The following is a 21,708-nucleotide window of genomic DNA, read 5'->3' as shown; positions in this document are numbered from 1 at the left end:
GGCACGCAGGCCGTGCAAACGTATCCCGAGTTAGCTTGTACAGCATTTTACAATCCTTGTACAGTTAATGTATAAGAACAATTCCAGATCTGAGGAAATGAGCACATGGCCCGTGAACGTATCGCCGTCGTTGGTGCAGGCATCTCCGGACTGGCCGCCGCCTGGCTGCTGTCCCGTCACTATGACGTCACCCTGTTCGAAAGGAATGATTACATCGGCGGACACACGAACACGGTGGACATACCGGGACGCAACGGCCCCCGCGGCGTGGACACGGGCTTCATGGTGTTCAACCACCGCAACTATCCGCACCTCACCGCCCTGTTCCAGCACCTTGGCATCACCAGCCAGCCCACCGACATGTCCTTCTCCGCCTCGGTGGGCAATGGGCGCCTGGAATATGCAGGATCGGACCTCAATACCCTGTTTGCCCAGCGCCGCAACCTCACCAGTCCGCGCTTCCTTCGGATGCTGGCGGATATCATGCGCTTCAACCGGGCCGGCAAGCGCCTGCTGGAAACCGGCACCAGCACGGACATGACCCTGGGGGGCTATCTGCTCAATGAGGGCTACGGACCCGGCTTCCGGGATGACTACCTGCTGCCCATGGCCGCGGCCATCTGGTCCTGCCCCACCCACAAGATGCTGGACTTTCCGCTGCTGTCCTTCCTGAACTTCTTTGCCAATCACGGCCTGCTGGACCTGAGCAACCGCCCCCAGTGGCACACCGTCACCGGCGGCAGTCGGGAATACGTGAGAAAGATGCTTGCCGCCCTGCCGGAGAATGTCCATGTGGCCCGCCGGGTGGTGGCGGTGCAGCGTCAGGAAGCCCGGATCCGCCTGATCATCGAGGATGGCTCGGAGGCCTTTTTCGATCAGGTCGTGTTCGGCTGCCATGCCGACGAAACCCTGGACATGCTGGAAGCGCCTTCCGAGGACGAAACCCGGATCCTGAAGGCCTTCCAGTATCAGCCCAACCGGACCATCCTGCACACCGACACCCGCCTGATGCCGAAGCTGCGCAAGGTCTGGTCTTCCTGGAACTACCTGGCCCGTCACCGTCTGACCGATGCCCCGGCCAACGAGGTTTCCGTCACCTACTGGATGAATCGCCTCCAGGCCCTGGACGAGCCGGAGGAATACCTGGTCAGCCTCAATCCTCTGGAAGAACCACTGCCGGAGAAGGTGATACAGGAGATCATCTATCACCACCCGGTCTTCGATCAGGGGGCCATGGACGCCCAGCGGATCCTGCCCACGATCCAGGGCCGTGACCGACTGTGGTTCTGTGGTGCCTGGACCGGCTACGGCTTCCACGAAGACGGACTGCGCTCCGCCCTGCAGGTGGCCGCTCAGCTCGGTGTCAATCCACCCTGGACCGTGGCGCCCCAGGCCGAAAATGCCCTGCCGGTTCGCACCCTGCCCCGGGTCGAGGCATCCGAGGTATGACGCAACCTCACCGCCTCTACCGCACCCGGGTCATGCACCGCCGGCTGTTCCCGGTGGAATATCGCTTCATCTACCGGGTCTTCAGCCTGTTGGTGGACGTGGACCGGCTGGATGATCTGGACCGATCCCTGCGCCTGCTTTCGGTCAACCGCTTCAACCTGCTGAGCCTGAATGTTCGCGATCACGGCCCCCGTGACGGGTCGCCCTGGCGACCCTGGGTGGATGCCTGCCTGGGCCGGGCAGGGATCGACCTGGAAGGGGGACAGGTGCAGCTACTGTGTTTTCCCAGAGTGCTGGGATACACCTTCAACCCGCTGAGCCTCTGGTACTGCCGGCACCGGGACGGCAGTCTGCGGGCCATCATCTGCGAGGTCAGCAACACCCTGGGAGACTGCCATCACTATCTCCTGCACGCCGACGGTGCCCCCATGACATGGCCGGTGCGCGCCTCACAGGAGAAGCTGTTCTACGTCTCCCCCTTCATCGAGATGGACGCCCGCTATCAGTTCCGGCTGTCGGAGCCCGATGAGGCATTGAATGTCCTGATCCACGAATACCAGGATTCCCGACTGATGCTGTCCGCGGCTCAGACCGGCCACGCCCGTCCCCTCACCGACGGTGAACTGCTCAGGGCGACGGTCGCCGTTCCCTTCATGACCCTCAAGGTCATTGCCGCCATCCACTGGCATGCCCTGAAGATCTGGTGGAAAGGTGGACAGTACTACAGCAAGCCGACGCCGTCCTGAAGAGGAGAAACACCGATGTCCCTGGAACAGACCCCCACCCAAGGCAGCACCAGCACCCTCGCCTCCCGCGCCCCGTCCCTGGCCCTGCGTCTGCTGCTGCGCCATCTTCGGCACCTGCATCAGGGGGATCTCACCATCGAGACGCCGGATGGCCATCGCTGGACCATCGAGGGCCGGCATCCCGGCGGCAGCGGAGAAATCCGCATCCACCGCCCCTTCGCGCTGGTACGGCGCCTGCTCACCCGAGGGCTGGTGGGATTCGGTGAAGGCTACATGGTGGGTGACTGGGACAGCCCCGATCTGCCCGCCCTGCTCAACATGGGCGCGGTGAACCAACCCCACATTCCCCATCTGGTGAACGGTTCAAGGCCGGCCCACCTGTGGGACAGCCTGCGCCATCGCCTGCGGGGCAACAGCCGTCCCGGCAGTCGCCGCAACATCGCCTTTCATTACGACCTGGGCAATGACTTCTACCAACAATGGCTGGACCCCACCATGACCTATTCCGCGGCCGTGTTCGAGCAGCCGGAGGAATCCCTGGAGACGGCACAGACACGCAAATACGCCCGGCTGCTGGAACGCCTGGAGGCCGCGCCCGGTGCGCATATCCTGGAGATCGGTTGCGGCTGGGGCGGCTTTGCCGAACATGCGGCCCGCCAGGGCTACCGGGTGACCGGCATCACCCTGTCCCGGGAGCAACTGGACTACGCCCGCCGACGCATCAAGGCCGCCGGACTGTCGGATCGGGTGGAACTGCGACTGCAGGACTACCGCGACCTGAAAGAGCAGTTCGACCACGTGGTCTCCATCGAGATGTTCGAGGCCGTGGGAGAACGGTGGTGGCCCACCTGGTTCCGGATCGTGCGGCAATGTCTGCGTCCCGGCGGCCGTGCCGCCGTTCAGGTCATCACCATCGACGTCAAGGCCTTTGACTACTACCGCACCCATGCGGACTTCATTCAGCTCTACATCTTCCCGGGAGGCATGCTGCCCTCGGTACCGGCCTTTGAACAACACGCCACCGAGGCGGGGTTGAAGATCAGGGAAACCGCCTTCTTCGGCCAGGACTATGCGGACACCCTGCACCACTGGTACCAGCGGGTGTGCGAGCAGGCACCGGCCATCCTGAGTCTGGGCGGTTATGACCAGCGATTCCTGCGCACCTGGCGTTTCTATCTGGCCTATTGCGAAGCAGGATTCCGCTCCCGCAACACGGACCTGATGCACGCCGTGCTGGAGGCGAAATGATGAAACCCGAAGACTATGCGAACACCACACCGGCCCTGGATCTGGAGGCCTATTTCACCGGCGACGTGCGGGCCTGGGGACTGTTCCAGGATCGTTTCGGCAAGGTCAGGCGCCAGTTCACGGTGGATATCCGGGGATACGTGGAAGACGGCGAACTGGTGCTGGAAGAGGATTTCGTCTACCTGGACGGTGAAGAGGACCGACGGGTCTGGCGCCTGAGACGCCTCGACGAACACACCTATGAAGGCCGTGCCGCCGATGTGGACGGGGTGGCCGTGGGCAAGCTTTACGGTCAGGCCTTCAACTTCCGTTACGTGCTGAACCTGCCCATCGGTACCCGGGTGGTGAAGGTCAATTTCGATGACTGGATGTTCATGCACGAGGACGGGGTGCTGGTGAACCGGGCCGTGATGAGCAAGTTCGGCATCCGCCTGGGGGAAGTGACGCTGTTCTTCCAAAAGCAGGACAGGGAACCGGAGTCTGCATGAAATGGAAAAACCGTGCCGTCGCTCTCTCTGCACTGCACCGTCGCTCCCGCGAAAGCGGGAGCCCAGACGCTTTCACTCCATCCCCTGGATTCCCGCTTTCGCGGGAATGACCGATCCGGCACATCCACGTTTTTTTTGACACACACCAAGCTTCCGGACTAGCCCTTGGCATCACAATGTTGGATACTACCGGCCGTCATATTCCGTTATATTTGTAAGCCCATCAGGAATGGCGACACACATTCTTGTCGGGATCTTCAGTGGCGGATCGATTTCCGCCACCTCCTGAGGCACAGACCAGGATCGGGCCATGTACCCGCGGCTGCGCCCCATGATGTAAACATCGCGAGACGTTAGGAGAAGACCATAATGAAGAAGCAAGACCTCAGCCGCAGAAGCTTCCTGAAGTTCGGTGCCGCCGGCCTGGCCGCCATCCCCGTCGTGAGCATGGGCATCAGCACCGCCGTGGCCGCCGAGCGCCTGGATGAGAACTCCCCCGAGGCCCTGGCCCTGAACTACAAGCATGACGGCGCCAGCGTGGACCACCCCTCTCACGCCGCGGGTCAGAAGTGCATCAACTGCCTGCTGTACACCGACCCCAGCGCCACCGAGTGGGGCGGCTGCGCCGTGTTCCCCAACAAGCTGGTGAACGCCAACGGCTGGTGCACCGCCTACGTGGCTCGCGGCTGATCCCGCCACGACCGCTGACGGTTGCAGGCGGCCCTTTCGGGCCGCCACCCGGAGAAGACCCGCCTTGCGCGGGTCTTCTCGTTTGCGGGGAATCTTCCCCGTCCGGTACAGTCGTAATGGTCATGACCCTTGGGGAGATCCACCCGTGACATCACCCTGCGCCGGACTGAGCAAGGCCCTGATCCTGACGCTGGTCCTGCTCCTGCCCGGGATCGCCGGAGCCGCCGTGCCCACTGCCCAGGTCATCACCCTGGAACATCGCCCCGCCGAAGAGATTCTGCCCCTCATCGAACCCCTGCTGGGTCCCCGCGATGTCATCACCGGCAGCGGCTTCACGCTCATCGTCCGCAGCCGTACCCAGACCCTGGCGGAAATCCAGCGGGTCATCGCCGACCTGGACACCCCGCCACGCAATCTGTACATCAGCGTGCGCAGGGGAAGCGCAAACCAGGATGCCGCCCCGGCACTGCCGATGGCGCCCGAGCCCCCCCGCATCGCCCGCCGTACCACCACCGACCGGGGCGTGGAGCATCAAACCCTGAGGGTCCTGGAAGGCCATGCCGCCTTCATTCGCAGCGGCGAATCCATCCCCGTGGGCAGCCAGCGCCTGGTTCCCGTGCCGGGCGGCTTCGCCCTGGAGACATCCGTGGAGTACCGGGACCTGGGACGCGGCTTCCTGGTGCGTCCCCGCCTGCTGTCCGGCGATCGGGTGCACCTGGACATCCGCACGGTGTACGAGCGGGAAAGTCCGACCGGCGGGGGACGCCTGGACCTGCAGGCCAGCGAAAGCACACTTTCCGGCCCGGTGGGTGAATGGATACCCCTGACCCATGCCGGCACCAACCGCAGGGAAGACGCCGCCCGCGTCAGCGGTACCCGACGACAGCAGGACTGGCAGGACATGCCGTTATTCGTGCGGGTGGACGTCATCCACGATTGACTCCCCTGCTCTCGGCCCGAGACCGGCGTGATTGACGCCCGTTTCCCCCACGCCTACTATGCCTAGCGACGCTTGAGCCGGACTCCCTCCCTTCATGACCTATTGCCTTGCCATCACCCTTGACGACGGACTGGTATTCGCTTCCGATTCACGCACCAACGCGGGTGCGGATCAGGTGGCGATGTATAGCAAGATGCACACCTTCGAACTGGAGAAGGAACGCGTCTTCGTACTGCTGACCGCGGGCAATCTGGCCACCTCCCAGGCCGTCCTCGCCCGAATCAAACGGGATATCGAGGACGAGGCCGAGGAGAGCCTGCATTCCGTGCGGGGGTTGTCCGACGCGGCCGCCTACCTGGGACGCATCAACCGGGAAGAACGGGAAAAGCATGAGGACACCCTGACCAAGGCCGGCTTCAGCGCCGATGCCTCCTTCATCCTGGGAGGGCAGATCGGCCGGCAGGCGCCGGAAATCTATCTCATCTATCCCCAGGGCAACTTCATCACCACGTCAAGCCATACCCGTTTCCTGCAGATCGGTGAAAGCAAGTACGGCAAGCCCATCCTGGACCGCATCGTCGCGCGGGAAACCTCGCTGGGAGACGCAGCCCGCTGCGCCTTGGTATCCATCGACTCGACCATGCGTTCCAACGTGACCGTGGGTCCGCCGATCGAGGTGATCGTCTACGAAAGGGACACCCTGGCCTTCGAACACTACCTCTGCCTGGACGCGGACGATGATTATCTGATGGATCTCAAACGGGCCTGGGACGACAATATCCGGCGGGCCTTTCAGGATCTGCCCCGTTTCGATTGGGAAGGCACCCGTGGCCAAAAACGTCGCAGCACGCAAATCACCACGTTGCGCAAAGCCGCCAAAAAGACGGTCAAAAAGGGCTGAGTCAGCCTCTCCCCCCTGTCCACGCCACCGGCATCCCTGTTTTCTGCGGACATTGTCTCCAATTTCCGCATTTTTTTTCCATGTTCAGTCGCATGTGGGTAAACTGCGCAACAGACTTTTTGCGGTGCAACAAAAAGTTATTTGATCATAACCAAAATCAACCTGATAGAGGGGAGGTCCATGGACCAAAGTACGATCGATCGTATCAAGGCGGATCCCGATTTCCAGACGCTCGTCAAGAAACGGGCAAGGCTGGCCTGGGGACTGAGCGCGCTCATGCTGCTGGTGTACTACGCCTTTATCATGCTGGTGGCCTTCGCACCCTCCGTGCTGTCCATCCGCCCCTTCGGCGACAGCATCATCACCCTGGGTGTTCCCATGGGCGTGGGCATCATCGTGTTTGCCTTCCTGCTGACCGGCATCTACGTCTACAAGGCCAACACCGAGTTCGACAAGCTGAGTGACAAGGTGAGGGAGCTGGCACGATGAAGATCCTTATTGCTCTGACGGCAGCCGCCCTGCTGATGGCCTCGGCCAACGCCTATGCGGGTGAAGGCATCAGCTATGCCTCCACCATCATGTTCCTGATCTTCGTGGTCGCCACCATGGGGGTCACCTACTGGGCGGCCCGGCGCACCAAGACCGCCTCCGACTTCTACACCGCCGGGGGCGGCATCACCGGCTTCCAGAACGGCCTGGCCATCGCCGGTGACTACATGTCCGCGGCATCCTTCCTGGGGATCACCGCGCTGGTCTACACCTCCGGCTTCGACGGCCTGATCTATTCCATCGGCTTTTTGGTGGGCTGGCCGGTGATCATGTTCATCATGTCCGAACGCCTGCGCAACCTGGGCAAGTTCACCTTCTCCGACGTGGTGTCCTTCCGCTTCCAGCGCACTCCCATCCGCGTGTTCTCGGCCTTTGCCGGCATCACCATCGTCCTGCTCTACCTGATCGCACAGATGGTAGGCGCGGGCGCCCTGATCCAGACCCTGTTCGGCCTGCGCTTTGAAGTGGCCGTGATCATCGTGGGTATGCTGATCATCGCCTACGTGACCTTCGGCGGCATGCTGGCCACCACCTGGGTGCAGATCATCAAGGCGGTACTGCTGCTCTCCGGCGCCACCTTCATCGCGGTGATGGCCCTGTATCTGTCCGACTTCAGCCTGGAAACCCTGTTCCGCACCGCGGCCGAAACCCATCAGAAGGGGGAAAGCATCTTCAATGTGGGTGGTCTGGTGAATGACCCGATCTCCGCTATCTCCCTGGGGATCGCCCTGATGTTCGGTACCGCCGGCCTGCCGCACATCCTGATGCGCTTCTTCACCGTGCCCAGTGCCAAGGAAGCCCGCAAGTCCGTGTTCTATGCCACCGGCTTCATCGGCTACTTCTATGTGCTGACCTTCATCATCGGCATGGGCGCCATCGCCTTCGTGATGGGCAACCCGGCCTACTTCGACGAAGCCGGCAACATGCTGGGCGGTTCCAACATGCCGGCGGTCCACCTGTCCCATGCCCTGGGCGGCGACCTGTTCCTGGGCTTCATCTCCGCCGTGGCCTTCGCCACCATCCTGGCGGTGGTGGCCGGCCTGACCCTGGCGGGTGCCTCGGCCATCTCCCATGACCTGTACGCCAACGTGATCAATAAGAACGCCACCAGCCAGCAGGAAGTGCGGGTATCCCGCGTGGCCACCCTGGTGCTGGGTGTGATCGCGGTGCTGCTGGGGATCGCCTTCCAGAGTCAGAACATCGCCTTCCTGGTGGGTCTGGCCTTCACCATTGCCGCCTCCACCACCTTCCCGGTGCTGATCATGTCCATGTACTGGGGCGGCATGACCACTCTGGGCGCGGTCCTGGGCGGCACCCTGGGCCTGGTCTCTGCCGTGGTGATGGTGGTCCTGGGCCCGAACGTGTGGGTGCAGGTGCTGGGCAATGAACAGGCCATCGTGCCCTACAGCAACCCGGCCCTGTTCACCGTGACCATTGCCTTCGTCGGCATCTGGGTCTTCTCCCTGATGGACAAGTCCAAGCGGGCGGCGGTGGACAAGCAGCTGTTCGAAGCCCAGTACATCCGTGCCCAGACGGGCATCGGCATCGACAAGGCCTCGCAGCACTAAGGTCGTTCCCTTCAAGGCCCTTCTCCTTCGGGAGAAGGGCCTTTTTTTGTGCCCGTCTACCCTTCCCGCACCACGTCCACCTGGACCTCCAGGTCGTGGGAGTCTCCGCCCCCGAACAGCACCCCCTTGACCGGGGTCACATCCGTGTAGTCCCGTCCCCAGGCCAGGGTGATGTGCCGGTCCATGGGAATCAGGTTGTTGGTGGGATCCAGATCCAGCCAGCCCTCGCCCGGTATGTAGACGGAAAACCAGGCATGGGAGGCATCAGCCCCTTCCAGCTTTTCCTGTCCCGGCGGCGGCAGGGTTTCCAGATAGCCGCTGACATACCGTGCCGCCAGCCCATGGCTGCGCAAACAGCCCAGGGCCAGATGGGCAAAGTCCTGGCAGACACCGCAACGATGACGCATCACCACGGGCAGTTCCGTACTCACGGAAGTGAATCCCGGCCGATACTCGAACTCCTGGAAAATCCGTCCCATCAGATCCGCCACCGCTTCCCCCAGGGGCCGTCCCGGCAATAGAGAGGCCGCACCATAGTCCCGCAATTCCGGCAACAGCGGCACCTGAGGCGACGGCAGGACATATTGTCGGGCGTCCAGGATCTCCGGCGTCACCTCCCGTTCCAGCCGGTCACGCACCGTTTCCCAGGACTGCAGACCAAGGGGCTCCACTCCGGACGGCTGCAAGGTCACTTGGCTGCTGGCGGTGATTTCCAGTTCCAGATGGCTCTGCTGGATACTGAAGTGATGGACCCGGTTGCCGAAGAAATCCACCCGCTCCCCCTGGTAGCCCGGCAATGGGCTCACCTGCAGGGCCAGGGATTGCAGGGACTGGGTCGCCGTATCCCTCGGTGCCAGGTGAAGCTCGTTGTGGCACAGACCCACGGGACTGGGATAGCGGTAGCGGGTGACGTGCCGGATGCGGTAAATCATCAAATCCCAGGCTCGGGCAGATTGGAAACCAGCAGATGCTGGCTGCGGGTGAAATCAAAATAGGATCGGCTCAGGGCATCGGAGGCGCTGCCGAGCAAGTGCTGCTGGCGCGCCAGACACTGATCCAGGGCCTGGCGATGACCTTCCGTGTCCGGCAGGGCCAGTTCACGCAGATGCAGGCGACGCAGTTCATTGCGCGCCTCCAGGATCAGACGCTCCGCCGGGGTCAGGCGCTCATCCCGCTCGGTCCGGGGCATGGCGGCGCCATGGCACTCCAGGGCGGCCAGCTGGAACCCCAGGGAACGCGGATTGCGTTCATCGAGGAGCAGACTGTCCAGCAGGGCCTCGGGACGCAGGGCGTGGGGATCGGCGGCGGTGTTCTCGGCATAGTTCAGGACCGCTTCCAGCAAGGCCGGCTCGTCCTCCGGGGCGCAAGGGCGCACCAGGGTGGCCCGCAGCAGGCCGGCCAGCATCAGGCCCCGCTCCAGGCGGCGTCCGGCATCCAGGAAAACCCAGTTCAGATGCCGGGGCGTGCTCTCCTGGGCCAGGCCGGACATGGCCAGCAGGTGGGTGATGAGTTCATCCAGGTGGCGCACCAGATGTTCCGGATCACGGGGTTGCCACTGCCCCAGGGCGTTGCTGCGCTCCCGCAGGGCCGAGATGACCCGCCAGCTATCACCGGAGATGCGATCCCTGAGTTCATGTCCGGCCCGCAGCAAGGACTGCAGGGTGAAGCTCAGGCTCCCGATGCGTTCACGGTCCAGGATCAGTGCCAGCAACTCCGGCGCCGGATCGGTCAGGGCGGTCTCCGCCCCTTCCAGGACAAAGCCGGGATAAGTGGCCGTCAGGTGGGTCAGTGCCCGCAGCAGGGTACGCAGGGTGGCATCCCGGGCACCGCTCCCGCCGGATTCCCTCACCAGGCGACGGCGCATCAGCACCACCAGCATGAGTCGCAGGGTACCCTCCGCCCGCTCCGCATAGCGCCCCATCCAGAACAGGTTTTCCGCCACCCGTCCCGACAACGATACCGGGGTACCCAGTCCACCCACCATGGGCATGGCCCCCACCAGGGCCGGTGACGGCTCGGCCTCGGAGGCCAGCACCCAGGTATCCTTGCTCACCCCGCCCGCCTGATTCGAGACCCAGGCAGCATCCCTGGCGCCGGCCACTCGGGACAGGCCGCCGGGCATCACCACGTAATCACCGTCCCGGGCACACAGATAGGTTCGCAACCAACCCCGACGGGGCTCCAGGTCGCCCTCGGGGCCGAAGGCCGGCAGGGTGGACAGTTCCAGACGCTCCTGGGCTACAAAGCCGCCGGGGTTGGCGCGGATGCGCGCTTCCAGGGATTCCCGTTCCGGTCGGGACAGCGCATCACCGAACACGGCGCTGCTGCGACCCGGTTCCAGATCACGGATCACCAACCGTTCCAGCCGGGACAGGACATGATCCCGTTGCCGGGGATCACCGCACCACCAGGTCTCCACCGTCGACAGGATCAGATCCTGCCCCAACAGGTGGCGGGCAATGGCGGGCAGATAGGCGGACAGGGCGGGACATTCCAGTACGCCACTGCCCAGGGGATTGACGATGGCCACCCTGCCCCGTCGCGCCACTTCCAGCAGGCCCGCCACCCCCAGCCAGGAATCCTGGCGCAGTTCCAGCAGGTCGCAGAAGCCGTCATCCACCCGTCGCAGGATCACGTCCACCGGCTCGGGGCCGTTCAGGGAACGCAACCAGACCCGTCCCTCGGAAACCACCAGATCCTGCCCCTGTACCAGGGTGTATCCCAGGTAGCCGGCCAGGTACACATGCTCGAACCAGGTCTCGTTGAGGGGGCCGGGGGAGAGCAGCACCACCCGCGGTTCATTCTGTCCCATGGCCGGTGCGCGCAGGGTGGCCAGGGTGCGGCGCAGGGTCTGGAAAAACCGGGTGAGCCGATGGGCCTGGGCATCCCGGTACAGGCTGGGGAATACCCGGGACAGAATCACCCGGTTCTCCAGGGCGTACCCTGCCCCGGAAGGGGCCTGGGTGCGATCTCCCAGGACCACGAAATGCCCGTCGGGACGGCGAACCAGATCGGCCGCGTACAGGGCCAGGGGGTTGGGGATGGCGGGCAGGCTGCCGACGCAGGGACGCAGGAATCCCGGATAGCCGTAGATCAGGTCCAGGGGCAGCAGCCCCTTGCGGATCAGTTCCCGGGGACCATAGAGATCCTTGAGGATCAGGTTCAGGAGTTCCGCCCGCTGGATCAGACCGGTCTCGATGACGGCCCATTCCTTGCTCTCCAGCACCATGGGCACCGGGTCCAGGGGCCAGGGCCGCTCCGCCCCCCGGGGATCGGAATAAACGTTGTAAGTGACCCCGCTCTCTCGCAGCAGACGCCCGATATCCGCAGCCCGTTCCGCCAGCCCCTCCGGCCCCAACTGCACCAGCGCCCCCATGATCGGCTCCCATTGCGGACGCAGGACACCCTCGGGGGTGAGCAGTTCGTCAAAACGGTTCCCGGACAGGGCATATTCCGGGGCCAGCAGCGACAGGGGCGTGGGGGTGGACATGAGACGGGCCGGGCGAAGGCCCGGTCAGGCAGCCCTGTCCAGGCTGAACCAGGTGTCGGCGATCATGTCGTGCAATTCGTTCATCTCCTGCTGCAGCTGGTCGATGAAGCGGTGCAGCTCATCCGCCTCCAGGAGCTTGTCCACATTGGCTTCCATCACATGACGCCGGACCTGAATCGCCAGTCGCAACGGTGTCTCGTTGCGAGGCAGGTTGGTCAGGCTGATTTCCACCTCGCCCAGGGCATGGGCCACGGCACGGGGAAACTCACGGTCCTGGAAGATGTATTTAAGCACATCCTCGCCGTTCACACGTCGCCGCACATGCTGGCGATACATCTGGAAGGCGCTGAGGGACTTGAGGATGTTCACCCACAACAGGCTCTCGAACTGGGCCATGGCGGCCTCGTCCTGGGGATCATTGCTCAAAAGCCCCATGGCGCCCACATCCAGCAGGCGGGTGGTCATGTCCGCCCGCTCCAGATTGCGGCCGGCGCGGATGAAGTCATAGGCGGCGTCATGGCTCATGGTGCCCGCCAGCATGCCGGTCAGCTGCTGGCAGTGGCTGATCACCTTGACCAGATATTGATAGCGCCCCCGTTTGCTCATCCCCGTGTCCAGGGCGGAGTCGGCGTGATGATACAGCTCGTTCACCGTCTCCCAGACCTCGCTGGGGACCAGATCCCGGGTGGTGCGCACGTTTTCCCGGGCCGCCCGCAGGGCATTGAGAATGGACCCCGGGTTATCGTCGTCCGCCAGCAGGAACTTCACCACGTTGCGCTCGTCGTACTTGCGGTAATTCTTCTCGTAGATCGATTCATTGCCGGTGATGGACACCATGCCCCGCCAGGACAGGCGCACGCTGCGCGGCATGTCCAGGGCCAGATGATTGAAGGCCGTGACCATGCGCGCGGTATTCTCCGCCCGCTCGATGTAACGGGCCATCCAGTAAAGACGTTCGGCAACACGTGAAAGCATGGTGTCAGGCCTGCAGGTTGGTAAGAAGCGGGTTCAATCCGTGTCCGTATCCACGATCCAGGTGTCCTTGCTCCCCCCGCCCTGGGAGGAGTTGACCACCAGGGAGCCCTTGCGCAGGGCCACCCGGGTCAGACCGCCGGCGGTCACATCGGTGCGCACCCCCTGCAGGATGAAGGGACGCAGGTCCAGGTGCCGGGGTTCGAGCCGGCCATCGCACAGGGTGGGCGAGGTGGACAACTTCAGGGTGGGTTGGGCAATGTAGTTGCGCGGATCCTTGCGGATCAGCTCGGCGAACTCCTGGCGCTGCTTGCGGGTGGCATGGGGACCGACGATCATGCCGTAGCCACCGGACTCGTTGGCGGGCTTGACCACCAGATGCTCCAGGTTGGCCAGCACGTACTCCCGCTCCTTGGGGTCCATGCACAGATGGGTGGGCACGTTGGGAATGATCGGGTCCTGATCCAGATAGTAGCGGATCATCTTGGGCACGAAGGCATAGACCACCTTGTCGTCCGCCACGCCGGCACCGGGGGCGTTCACCAGGGCCACGTTGCCCTTGCGCCAGGCCCGCATCAGCCCCCTCACCCCCAGCATGGAATCGGGATTGAAGGCCTCCGGGTCCAGAAACAGGTCATCGATCCGACGATAGATCACGTCCACCCGCTCCAGGCCCGCCACCGTGCGCATGTAGACACAGTCATCATCCCCCACCATCAGGTCGGATCCCTCCACCAGTTCCGCCCCCATGCGCTGGGCCAGATAGGCATGTTCGAAATAGGCGGAGTTGTAGATGCCCGGCGTCAGCACCACCACCTCCGGATAATCCAGCGGGCGCGGTGAGAGGGCCGCCAGCATGTCGAAGAGCTGGGAGGGGTACTCATCCACCGGGCGGATGCTGTAGTTGTCGAACAACTCGGGAAAGACCCGCTTGGTGACCTGACGGTTTTCCAGCATGTAGGACACCCCCGACGGTACCCGCAGGTTGTCCTCCAGCACGTAGAAGGTGCCGTCGGCATCCCGCACCAGGTCGGAACCGCAAATATGGGCCCAGACACCATGGGTGGGCTGGATGCCGATGCACTGCTCGCGAAAGTTTTTGGACTTGGCCAGGATCGACTTGGGGAAGACCTTGTCCTTGATGATGCGCTGCTCGTTGTAGAGATCGTTGATGAACAGGTTCAGGGCGGTGAGGCGTTGAGCCAGTCCCGCTTCCACCCGGGCCCATTCGTGGCGGGAGATGATGCGGGGAATGATGTCGAAGGGCCAAGCCCGGTCGATATTGCCGCCTTCGGTGTAGACCGTGAAGGTAATCCCCATTTCCACAATGGCGTGCTCGGCCGCCGCCTTGCGTTCGTGCAGCTCTTCATCGCTCAGGGAGCGCAGATAATTGGTCAGGGTGAGCGCGGCCTCGCGGGCCTGACCCGGGGCGGCGATGAGTTCATCATAGAATCCGGCCGGGTCGTAGGACTTCCAGTCGATGGTCATGGGGTGTTCCGTGGTTCCAGAATGGGACCCGCTGGTGACGGGCGTGCTTCAGCCGGGTTGGTCGGCGGCGGCCTTGACCGCGACCGTCTCCCCGCCCTGCAACGGCACCGGCGCATCGCTGCTGCGGTAATGGACCAGCTTCCAGTAACCGAACAGGTTGGTCTTGTGTACCGCCACGCGATGTAGATCCGGCCACTCCGGCAGGCTGTCCAGTTCCATGTCGGGACGAAAACCCATGAGGCGGGACAGCGGACGCAGCATCTGCTCCAGCCGCCGCAGGAAGGGATGGCGGGAGGCAAAATGGTTGATCACCACCACATCCCCGCCGGGCACACAGACCCGCCGCATCTCCGCCATCAGTTTGTCAGGATTGGGCACCACCGAGGCCACGTACATGGCCACCACCCCGTCAAAGCTGTTGTCCGGAAACGCCAGCGCCTCCGCGTCCATCTCCAACAAGGCCTCCACCTGGGGCAGCGCCCCGTCCCGGGCCCGTTCCCGGGCCAGCTGCAGCATGTCGGGGCTGATGTCGATGCCGACCACACGGGCATCCTGGCGATATTCCGGCAACGACAGACCGGTGCCGACGCCCACTTCCAGAATGCGTTGACCGGGGCCATTGTTGACCAGATGCACGGCCATGCGGCGGCCCCCGGCGAAGATCGGCCCGAACACCCGGTCGTAGTAGCGAGCATAGCGGCGGTAGGCACTGCGGATCGAGGAGAGGTCCATGGGGTCTGATCACAATTGGAGTGTTAGGCTGTTTTAACGAGTCGAGACGACAGATTCAAGTCGGGATACCATCTACCTCTCCTCATCGGGATGGGGACATCCGGATATGAGAGGGAACGAAGCAAAGCAGTAACATGACGCTGTTGAACCACGATGACACACGCCAAGGATTCTGGACCGATGCTGATCGACGGTGACTTTCGCCCCGCCTGGTGGTTGCCGGGTGCCCACCTGCAGACCCTGGCCCCCACCCTGATGCGGCGGCGGCCGCCGATCCCCCTGCGACGGCAACGGCTGGAGCTGCCCGATGGTGACTTCATCGATCTTGACTGGGCCCCGGAACAGCCCGGCCCCCGGGTGATCCTGTTCCACGGACTGGAGGGCTCAAGTCGCTCCCCCTACGCCGGGGGACTCATGCGACGGCTGCACGACCAGGGATTTCAGGCCCTGACCATGCACTTCAGGGGCTGCAGCGGCGAACCCAATCGTCTGCCCCGCAGCTATTTTGCCGGTGATACCGGAGACATGGCCTGGCTGGTGGATCATCTGCTGCGGCAGGAACCGACACGGCCGGTGGCCGCCATCGGCGTCTCCCTGGGCGGCAATGCCCTGCTCAAATGGCTGGGGGAAACCGGCCCGGACAACCCGCTGGCCGCCGCCGTCGCCATCTCCGTTCCCTTCGATCTTGACCGCTCGGCGCGACGCATGGAGCAGGGCCTGTCCCGATTTTATCAATGGTATCTGGTGGGGCGACTGAAGCGCTCGGCCCTGAGAAAGTGCCGGCTCATGCCCATGCCCCTGGACTGCGCCGCCCTGCCCCGACTGAGGACTTTCCGGGAGTTCGACGATGCCGTCACCGCCCCCCTGCACGGCTTCGCCGACGTGGATGATTACTACACCCGCTGCAGTTCCCGACCCTATCTGCGCGGCATCCGGTGCCCGACCCTGATCCTGCATGCCCGTGATGATCCGTTCATGACACCGGAGACGGTTCCCACCCCCGATGAACTTTCCCCGAGCATCCGCCTGGAACTGAGCCGGGCCGGCGGGCATGTGGGTTTCGTCGAAGGCGTGGGACGTTACTGGCCGGAGCGGCGGATTGGAGACTGGCTTGGAGACATCTTTTCGAGCACGCAGGATCAGAACGGCGTTACAACATTAACACCCCGAGGCCCCACAAGGAGAACAATTGATGCTTCAAACCTTGATCGACTTTAACAATTGGCTCAATGGGATCGTCTGGGGCCCTCCCTTCATGATTCTGCTGGTGGGCACCGGTCTCTATCTCACCTTCCGCCTGGGTTTTTTCCAGTTCACCCATCTGCGTTTTGCCTGGCAACGCACCTTTGCCACCCTGTTCCGTAGAAAATCCGACCAGGACAAGGGCGCCATCACCCCGTTCCAGGCCGTGTCCTCGGCCATGGCGGCCACCATCGGCGTCGGCAACATCGCCGGCGTGGCCACCGCCATCGCCCTCGGAGGGCCGGGGGCCGTCTTCTGGATGTGGATGGTGGCCCTGGTGGGCATGGCCACCAAACTGGCCGAGGCCACGCTGGGCCTGAAATATCGACGCGTGGACGATGACGGCCGGGTCTCCGGCGGCGTCTTCTATTACATCGAGAACGGCCTGGGCAAACGCTGGAAATGGCTGGCCATGGTCTACGCCATCCTGGCGGGACTGGCCGCCTTCGGCATCGGCAACATGGTACAGGCCAACACCATGGCCCATGCCATGGAAACCGGACTGGGCATCCCCAACTGGGTCACCGGCATCGGCGTCATGCTTCTGGTGGGCGCCGTCACCCTGGGGGGTATCAAGCGCATCGCGGTAACCGCGGAGCGCATCGTGCCCACGATGGCCCTGATCTATGTGATCGGCGCCGTCGGCATCCTGATCAGCTATTACGACCAGATCCCCGGTGCCTTCGCACAGATCATCAGCGGCGCCTTCACCCCAGCCTCGGCCATCGGTGGTTTTGCCGGCGCCACGGTGGCCGGCGCCATCCGCTACGGCATTGCCCGCGGCATCTTTTCCAACGAGGCCGGTCTGGGCTCCGCTTCCATCGTCCACGCCCAGGCCCGCAACAAGCCCTTTGCCCAGGGCCTGTGGGGCATGTGGGAAGTATTCATCGACACCCTGGTGATCTGCACCATGACCGCCCTGGTGATCCTGGTGACCGGGGTGATACAGACCGGCCAGACCGGGGCCGAACTCACCACCAGCGCGTTCTCCCTCGGCCTGCCCGGCCTGGGTGGCTGGGTGGTGCTGTGCGCCATCGTGCTGTTTTCCTACACCACCATGCTGACCTGGAACTTCTACGGGGAAAAGAGCTGGGAATATGCCTTCGGCAAACGGGTCATCCTGCCTTACCGCATCATTTTCATAGGGGTGCTGTATCTAGGTGCCATCGGAGGCCTGACCACGGTCTGGGATATCTCGGACACCCTCAACGGCCTGATGGCGGCGCCCAACCTGATCGCCCTCCTCCTGCTGGCGGGAGTGCTTGCCAAGGAGAAGGTGCAATACCTCAAGGAGCAGAAGGAGGAAATGCGCAAGGAGAAAGAGAACGGGCAGGACGAGAAGGAAGGCCCCGGCTGAAGCCGCAAGCCCCCTGCCCTTCACCCCTCTCCCCCTTGGGGAGAGGGGTTTTTATCCTTACTGACGCTCGATGGGGGCGTCCTCGCTGCGACCGTAGGCAAAGATGCCCAAGCCCACGATCATGACCCCCAGGTAGGGAGACAGCTGCCACAGCACCCCGAACATGCCCAGTTCCGGGGGTACCCTGGGCAGGGCGTAGAAGATGCCGGCCAGGCCGGCGAGAAAGACCAGGATTCCAATACCGATACGCACGACATAGACCCTCTTGTTCCGATGGCGCCCGTCACCCTAGCAGATCCGGCCCCGGGCATCCTTGCGCTGACGCATGGCTTTGGCAGGCAAATCGGTGCATGCTGGAGATGAAGCCTCCCTCCCTCAAAGAAAAAGGCCTGCCATGAGACTCCCGCACCCACGTCTTCCCTTCACGCTGCCGCCGATGCTCTGTCTGCTGGCGGCCATGGCCTTCACACCGGCCACGGCGAATGAAACCGAAGCCACGCTCCCCGTCTTCACCCTCGAACAGGTGGCGGAGCACCACAGTCCGGATGACTGCTGGATGGCCATTCACGGCAAGGTCTATGACCTCACCCCCTACGTGCCGAATCATCCCGGACCGGCGGGCATGATGCTGGTCTGGTGCGGGCAGGAGAGCACCGAGGCCTGGGAAACCAAGAGCTACGGCGAACCTCACAGCAGTCTCGCGGCACGTCTGCTCCAGCGCTATCTCATCGGCACCCTGGAAGAAACCGACTAGAGAACTTGGGCTTTGCGCCGGGGTCTGAAAGCTCACACCCATCCGGAGCCCCGCCATGCGTCGATTTTTTCTGACCGCCCTGCTGATCACCCTGCCCTGGGGTCCCGGCCTCCTTGCCCGGGAGGCGCCTGGCTATGGCGATCTGTTTGACCATGAACTGCGGCGCCTGCACTCCAGCGAGGTGGTCAACCTGCGGGAGCGGTTCGCCGGGCACCCCCTGCTGATCGTGAACACCGCCAGTCATTGCGGTTTCACCGGACAGTTTTCCGCTCTGGAGGCCATGCATCGCAAGTATGCGGACCAGGGGCTGAAGGTGGTGGGATTTCCGTCCAACGACTTTCGTCAGGAAGCCGATGATGAAGCGGACACGGCCCGGGTCTGCTTTCAGAACTTCGGCGTGAGTTTCGACATGTTCGCCCCCATCAGCGTGCGGGGTGACACGGCCCACCCCATCTTCCAGGAACTGGCACGGCAAAGCCGGGCGCCGAGATGGAATTTCTACAAGTACCTGGTGGACCGGGAGGGACAGGTGGTGGCCACCTTCTCCAGCATGGTGTCGCCGGATTCCCGGCGTTTTGAGGCGGCGGTGGAAAGACTGCTGCGGGAATAAAAGACAAAAAAAAGCCCCTCTCCCCTTGATCAGGGAGAGGGGCTTTGGGGACTTATCAGGAAGCCTCGTTGACCGCCTTCATGCTCAGGCGGATGCGACCCTGCTTGTCCACTTCCAGGACCTTGACCTTGACGGTCTCGCCTTCCTTGACACGCTCGGAAACGCTTTCCACGCGCTCTTCGGAAATCTGGGAGATATGCACCAGACCGTCACGACCGGGGAGGATGGTGACGAAGGCGCCGAAGTCCATGATCTTGGCCACGCGACCTTCGTAGATCCGACCCACCTCCACGTCGGCGGTGATCTCTTCGATCCGACGACGGGCTTCTTCACCGGCTTCCTTGTCCACGGAGGCAATCTTGACCACACCGCTGTCATCGATGTCGATGGTGGCGCCGGTCTCTTCGGTCAGGGCACGGATGGTGGCGCCACCCTTGCCGATCACGTCGCGGATCTTCTCCGGATTGATGCGCAGGGTGATGAAGCGCGGTGCATAGGCGGACATCTCAACCCGCGGCGTGCTGATGACCTTGTTCATCTCGCCCAGGATATGCAGGCGACCTTCCCGGGCCTGGGCCAGGGCGGTCTCCATGATGTCACGGGTGATGCCGTCGATCTTGATGTCCATCTGCAGAGCGGTGACACCCTCTTCCGTGCCGGCCACCTTGAAGTCCATGTCACCCAGGTGATCTTCATCACCCAGGATGTCGGTCAGCACCGCAAAGCGGTCGCCGTCCTTGATCAGGCCCATGGCCACACCGGCCACCGGTGCCTTCAGGGGCACGCCGGCATCCATCAGGGCCAGGCTGGTACCGCAGACGGAAGCCATGGAGCTGGAACCGTTGGATTCGGTGATCTCGGACACCACGCGCAGCACATAGGGGAAGTCGCCTTCCGCCGGCATCACGCCCTGCACGCCACGCTTGGCCAGACGGCCATGGCCGATCTCACGGCGCTTGGGCGAGCCCACCATGCCGGTTTCACCGGTGCAGTAGGGCGGGAAGTTGTAGTGCAGCATGAAGCGTTCGCGACGCTCACCCTCGATGGCATCGATGATCTGGGAATCCCGATCCGTGCCCAGGGTGGCGGTGACGATGGCCTGGGTCTCGCCGCGGGTGAACAGGGCGGAACCGTGGGTACGGGGCAGCACGCCGACGCGCACGTCGATGGGACGCACGGTGCGGGTGTCGCGGCCGTCGATACGGGGCTGGCCGTCCAGGATGCGATCGCGCACGATGCGCTTTTCCAGACCGTGGAAGATCTCCTTGACCTCTTCGGCCAAGGGGGAGCCTTCCTCGCCATCGGCAAGGCGGGCCACCACGGCTTCACGGACCTCGGCGATGCGCTGGGTGCGTTCCTGCTTTTCGGCCACCTGGTAGGCGGCGGTCAGGTCGGCATGACAGGCTTCGGCCACGCGGGTACGCAGATCGGTGTTGTCCTGCGCGGGCTGCCAGTTCCAGGCCGGCTTGCCGGCTTCGGCGGCCAGTTCCTGGATGGCCTGAATCGCCACCTGCATCTGCTCGTGACCGTAGATCACGGCACCCAGCATCACCTCCTCGGAGAGCATGGCGGCTTCGGATTCCACCATGATCACGGCGTTGGCCGTACCGGCCACCACCAGATCCAGGGCGGATTCCTTGAGTTGGGACAGGTCGGGGTTGAGGACGTACTGACCCTCCACATAACCCACCCGGGCAGCACCGATGGGGCCGGCGAACGGCAGGCCGGACAGGGCCACCGCGGCGGAGGCGCCCAGCAGGGCCGGGATGTCCGGATCCACTTCCGGATTCAGGGACATCACCGTGGCCACCACCTGGACTTCATTGGTGAAGCCCTTGGGGAACAGCGGACGCAGGGGGCGATCGATCAGGCGGGAGGTCAGGGTCTCCTTTTCGGAGGGGCGACCTTCACGCTTGAAGAACCCACCCGGGATACGGCCGGCGGCATAGGTCCGTTCCTGATAGTTCACGGTCAGGGGGAAGAAATCCCGGCCCGGCACGGCCTCCTTGCGACCGACGGCCGTGACCAGCACCACGGTGCCGGCCACATTGACCATGACGGCACCGGAGGCCTGACGGGCGATTTCGCCGGTTTCGAGGGTAACGGTATGCTGACCGTACTGGAACGACTTGCTTATTGACGGCACGTTGAATCCCGGTTTTGACTGGTTCTTGTTCGAAGGCTCCGGCCGAGACTCAGCGGCGCAGGCCGAGGCTGCTCACCAGCTCCTGGTAGCGTTCCTGGTCCTTGCCCTTGAGGTAGTCCAGCAGCTTGCGGCGCTGGTTGACCATCTTCAGGAGACCACGACGGGAGTGGTGATCCTTCTTGTGCTTGGCAAAGTGGTCCATCAGGTGCTGGATGCGTGCGGACAGCAGGGCCACCTGGACTTCCGGGGAACCGGTGTCGGAAGAACCGCGCTGGTACTTTTCCACGATACCGGACTTGATTTCACTGCTAAGGGACATGCTCTAAGACTCCTGGCAT

General features: G+C 63.5%; 21 protein-coding genes. 13 read left to right on the top strand and 8 right to left on the bottom strand.

The window, feature by feature from the left end; all coding sequences use genetic code 11:
• Nucleotides 1–105 precede the first annotated feature (105 nt).
• The 9 genes from LQD11_RS01610 to LQD11_RS01570 all read left to right on the top strand — a co-directional run bounded on the left by LQD11_RS01610 (nt 106) and on the right by LQD11_RS01570 (nt 8,579).
• Complete coding sequence (locus tag LQD11_RS01610) at nt 106–1,449, top strand: NAD(P)/FAD-dependent oxidoreductase (protein WP_238615945.1); 1,344 nt, start codon at nt 106–108, stop codon at nt 1,447–1,449.
• Nucleotides 1,446–2,195 (top strand): DUF1365 domain-containing protein, encoded by a 750-nt coding sequence (locus LQD11_RS01605; RefSeq protein ID WP_238615944.1) that lies wholly within the window; start codon nt 1,446–1,448, stop codon nt 2,193–2,195. The genes LQD11_RS01610 and LQD11_RS01605 overlap by 4 nt, the downstream gene beginning before the upstream one ends.
• Before the next feature lie 15 nt (nt 2,196–2,210).
• The gene (locus LQD11_RS01600) at nt 2,211–3,443 is read left to right on the top strand and encodes an SAM-dependent methyltransferase (RefSeq protein ID WP_238615943.1); all 1,233 of its coding nucleotides are present in this window, start codon (nt 2,211–2,213) and stop codon (nt 3,441–3,443) included.
• Complete coding sequence (locus tag LQD11_RS01595) at nt 3,440–3,931, top strand: DUF3833 domain-containing protein (protein ID WP_238615942.1); 492 nt, start codon at nt 3,440–3,442, stop codon at nt 3,929–3,931. The genes LQD11_RS01600 and LQD11_RS01595 overlap by 4 nt, the downstream gene beginning before the upstream one ends.
• A 369-nt stretch (nt 3,932–4,300) precedes the next feature.
• Nucleotides 4,301–4,621 carry a high-potential iron-sulfur protein gene (locus tag LQD11_RS01590; RefSeq protein WP_238615941.1) on the top strand — a complete coding sequence of 107 codons (321 nt, stop codon included), beginning with the start codon at nt 4,301–4,303 and terminating at the stop codon, nt 4,619–4,621.
• Nucleotides 4,622–4,766: 145 nt separating this feature from the next.
• Nucleotides 4,767–5,561, top strand: coding sequence for a hypothetical protein (locus tag LQD11_RS01585; protein ID WP_238615940.1), 795 nt, complete (start codon nt 4,767–4,769; stop codon nt 5,559–5,561).
• A 94-nt stretch (nt 5,562–5,655) separates the two neighbouring features.
• Nucleotides 5,656–6,462: a proteasome-type protease gene (locus LQD11_RS01580; RefSeq protein ID WP_238615939.1), complete on the top strand. Its 807-nt coding sequence runs from the start codon at nt 5,656–5,658 to the stop codon at nt 6,460–6,462.
• Nucleotides 6,463–6,642: 180 nt separating this feature from the next.
• Nucleotides 6,643–6,951 (top strand): DUF485 domain-containing protein, encoded by a 309-nt coding sequence (locus LQD11_RS01575; protein ID WP_238615938.1) that lies wholly within the window; start codon nt 6,643–6,645, stop codon nt 6,949–6,951.
• Nucleotides 6,948–8,579 carry a cation acetate symporter gene (locus LQD11_RS01570; protein ID WP_276315644.1) on the top strand — a complete coding sequence of 544 codons (1,632 nt, stop codon included), beginning with the start codon at nt 6,948–6,950 and terminating at the stop codon, nt 8,577–8,579. Before LQD11_RS01575 ends, LQD11_RS01570 begins: the two co-directional genes overlap by 4 nt.
• 56 nt (nt 8,580–8,635) lie before the next feature.
• Here LQD11_RS01570 and LQD11_RS01565 read toward each other — a convergent pair whose 3' ends face one another.
• From LQD11_RS01565 to LQD11_RS01545, 5 genes are read right to left on the bottom strand one after another with little or no spacing between them, the layout of a single operon-like run.
• Nucleotides 8,636–9,511, bottom strand: coding sequence for a transglutaminase family protein (locus tag LQD11_RS01565; protein WP_238615937.1), 876 nt, complete (start codon nt 9,509–9,511; stop codon nt 8,636–8,638).
• Nucleotides 9,511–12,069 carry a circularly permuted type 2 ATP-grasp protein gene (locus LQD11_RS01560; RefSeq protein ID WP_238615936.1) on the bottom strand — a complete coding sequence of 853 codons (2,559 nt, stop codon included), beginning with the start codon at nt 12,067–12,069 and terminating at the stop codon, nt 9,511–9,513. Before LQD11_RS01560 ends, LQD11_RS01565 begins: the two co-directional genes overlap by 1 nt.
• A 24-nt stretch (nt 12,070–12,093) precedes the next feature.
• Nucleotides 12,094–13,044 carry an alpha-E domain-containing protein gene (locus LQD11_RS01555; protein WP_040405789.1) on the bottom strand — a complete coding sequence of 317 codons (951 nt, stop codon included), beginning with the start codon at nt 13,042–13,044 and terminating at the stop codon, nt 12,094–12,096.
• Nucleotides 13,045–13,077: 33 nt separating this feature from the next.
• On the bottom strand, nt 13,078–14,529 hold the full coding sequence (locus LQD11_RS01550) for a circularly permuted type 2 ATP-grasp protein (protein ID WP_238615935.1): 1,452 nt from the start codon (nt 14,527–14,529) through the stop codon (nt 13,078–13,080).
• Between the two features lie 48 nt (nt 14,530–14,577).
• Complete coding sequence (locus LQD11_RS01545) at nt 14,578–15,261, bottom strand: class I SAM-dependent methyltransferase (RefSeq protein ID WP_008932683.1); 684 nt, start codon at nt 15,259–15,261, stop codon at nt 14,578–14,580.
• 180 nt (nt 15,262–15,441) lie between these two features.
• Between LQD11_RS01545 and LQD11_RS01540 the strand changes: the two genes are divergently transcribed.
• Both LQD11_RS01540 and LQD11_RS01535 read left to right on the top strand, forming a co-directional pair.
• Nucleotides 15,442–16,479 carry a hydrolase gene (locus tag LQD11_RS01540; protein WP_238615934.1) on the top strand — a complete coding sequence of 346 codons (1,038 nt, stop codon included), beginning with the start codon at nt 15,442–15,444 and terminating at the stop codon, nt 16,477–16,479.
• The gene (locus tag LQD11_RS01535) at nt 16,454–17,860 is read left to right on the top strand and encodes an alanine/glycine:cation symporter family protein (RefSeq protein WP_238615933.1); all 1,407 of its coding nucleotides are present in this window, start codon (nt 16,454–16,456) and stop codon (nt 17,858–17,860) included. The genes LQD11_RS01540 and LQD11_RS01535 overlap by 26 nt, the downstream gene beginning before the upstream one ends.
• A gap of 57 nt (nt 17,861–17,917) precedes the next feature.
• Here the strand turns inward: LQD11_RS01535 and LQD11_RS01530 are convergent, their stop codons facing one another.
• Complete coding sequence (locus LQD11_RS01530) at nt 17,918–18,112, bottom strand: hypothetical protein (RefSeq protein ID WP_008932680.1); 195 nt, start codon at nt 18,110–18,112, stop codon at nt 17,918–17,920.
• Nucleotides 18,113–18,254: 142 nt separating this feature from the next.
• Here LQD11_RS01530 and LQD11_RS01525 point away from each other — a divergent pair, with 142 nt between their 5' ends.
• Both LQD11_RS01525 and LQD11_RS01520 read left to right on the top strand, forming a co-directional pair.
• Entirely contained in the window at nt 18,255–18,614 is a 360-nt protein-coding gene (locus tag LQD11_RS01525; protein ID WP_238615932.1) for a cytochrome b5 domain-containing protein, read from the top strand.
• Nucleotides 18,615–18,669: 55 nt separating this feature from the next.
• Entirely contained in the window at nt 18,670–19,224 is a 555-nt protein-coding gene (locus tag LQD11_RS01520) for a glutathione peroxidase (protein ID WP_238615931.1), read from the top strand.
• 55 nt (nt 19,225–19,279) lie between these two features.
• Here LQD11_RS01520 and pnp read toward each other — a convergent pair whose 3' ends face one another.
• Entirely contained in the window at nt 19,280–21,370 is a 2,091-nt protein-coding gene (pnp, locus tag LQD11_RS01515) for a polyribonucleotide nucleotidyltransferase (RefSeq protein ID WP_238615930.1), read from the bottom strand.
• A 49-nt stretch (nt 21,371–21,419) separates the two neighbouring features.
• Nucleotides 21,420–21,689, bottom strand: a complete 270-nt coding sequence (gene rpsO / locus LQD11_RS01510; RefSeq protein WP_008932039.1) for a 30S ribosomal protein S15 — start codon at nt 21,687–21,689, stop codon at nt 21,420–21,422.
• Between the last annotated feature and the right edge of the window lie 19 nt (nt 21,690–21,708).

It is taken from the genome of Ectothiorhodospira shaposhnikovii (genome assembly GCF_022227765.1).
Taxonomy (GTDB): Bacteria; Pseudomonadota; Gammaproteobacteria; order Ectothiorhodospirales; family Ectothiorhodospiraceae; genus Ectothiorhodospira.
The sequence above is the reverse complement of the archived record's forward strand: the minus strand, read 5'-3'. Positions and strand labels throughout refer to the sequence as shown.

Excerpts from the sequence above, each read along its gene's own strand:
- LQD11_RS01610 (WP_238615945.1), top strand. The coding sequence starts at position 106 with ATGGCCCGTGAACGTATCGCCGTCGTTGGTGCAGGCATCTCCGGACTG.
- LQD11_RS01605 (WP_238615944.1), top strand. The coding sequence starts at position 1,446 with ATGACGCAACCTCACCGCCTCTACCGCACCCGGGTCATGCACCGCCGG.
- LQD11_RS01600 (WP_238615943.1), top strand. The coding sequence starts at position 2,211 with ATGTCCCTGGAACAGACCCCCACCCAAGGCAGCACCAGCACCCTCGCC.
- LQD11_RS01595 (WP_238615942.1), top strand. The coding sequence starts at position 3,440 with ATGATGAAACCCGAAGACTATGCGAACACCACACCGGCCCTGGATCTG.
- LQD11_RS01590 (WP_238615941.1), top strand. The coding sequence starts at position 4,301 with ATGAAGAAGCAAGACCTCAGCCGCAGAAGCTTCCTGAAGTTCGGTGCC.
- LQD11_RS01580 (WP_238615939.1), top strand. The coding sequence starts at position 5,656 with ATGACCTATTGCCTTGCCATCACCCTTGACGACGGACTGGTATTCGCT.
- LQD11_RS01575 (WP_238615938.1), top strand. The coding sequence starts at position 6,643 with ATGGACCAAAGTACGATCGATCGTATCAAGGCGGATCCCGATTTCCAG.
- LQD11_RS01570 (WP_276315644.1), top strand. The coding sequence starts at position 6,948 with ATGAAGATCCTTATTGCTCTGACGGCAGCCGCCCTGCTGATGGCCTCG.
- LQD11_RS01565 (WP_238615937.1), bottom strand. The coding sequence starts at position 9,511 with ATGATTTACCGCATCCGGCACGTCACCCGCTACCGCTATCCCAGTCCC.
- LQD11_RS01560 (WP_238615936.1), bottom strand. The coding sequence starts at position 12,069 with ATGTCCACCCCCACGCCCCTGTCGCTGCTGGCCCCGGAATATGCCCTG.
- LQD11_RS01555 (WP_040405789.1), bottom strand. The coding sequence starts at position 13,044 with ATGCTTTCACGTGTTGCCGAACGTCTTTACTGGATGGCCCGTTACATC.
- LQD11_RS01550 (WP_238615935.1), bottom strand. The coding sequence starts at position 14,529 with ATGACCATCGACTGGAAGTCCTACGACCCGGCCGGATTCTATGATGAA.
- LQD11_RS01545 (WP_008932683.1), bottom strand. The coding sequence starts at position 15,261 with ATGGACCTCTCCTCGATCCGCAGTGCCTACCGCCGCTATGCTCGCTAC.
- LQD11_RS01540 (WP_238615934.1), top strand. The coding sequence starts at position 15,442 with ATGCTGATCGACGGTGACTTTCGCCCCGCCTGGTGGTTGCCGGGTGCC.
- LQD11_RS01535 (WP_238615933.1), top strand. The coding sequence starts at position 16,454 with ATGCTTCAAACCTTGATCGACTTTAACAATTGGCTCAATGGGATCGTC.
- LQD11_RS01525 (WP_238615932.1), top strand. The coding sequence starts at position 18,255 with ATGAGACTCCCGCACCCACGTCTTCCCTTCACGCTGCCGCCGATGCTC.
- LQD11_RS01520 (WP_238615931.1), top strand. The coding sequence starts at position 18,670 with ATGCGTCGATTTTTTCTGACCGCCCTGCTGATCACCCTGCCCTGGGGT.
- rpsO (WP_008932039.1), bottom strand. The coding sequence starts at position 21,689 with ATGTCCCTTAGCAGTGAAATCAAGTCCGGTATCGTGGAAAAGTACCAG.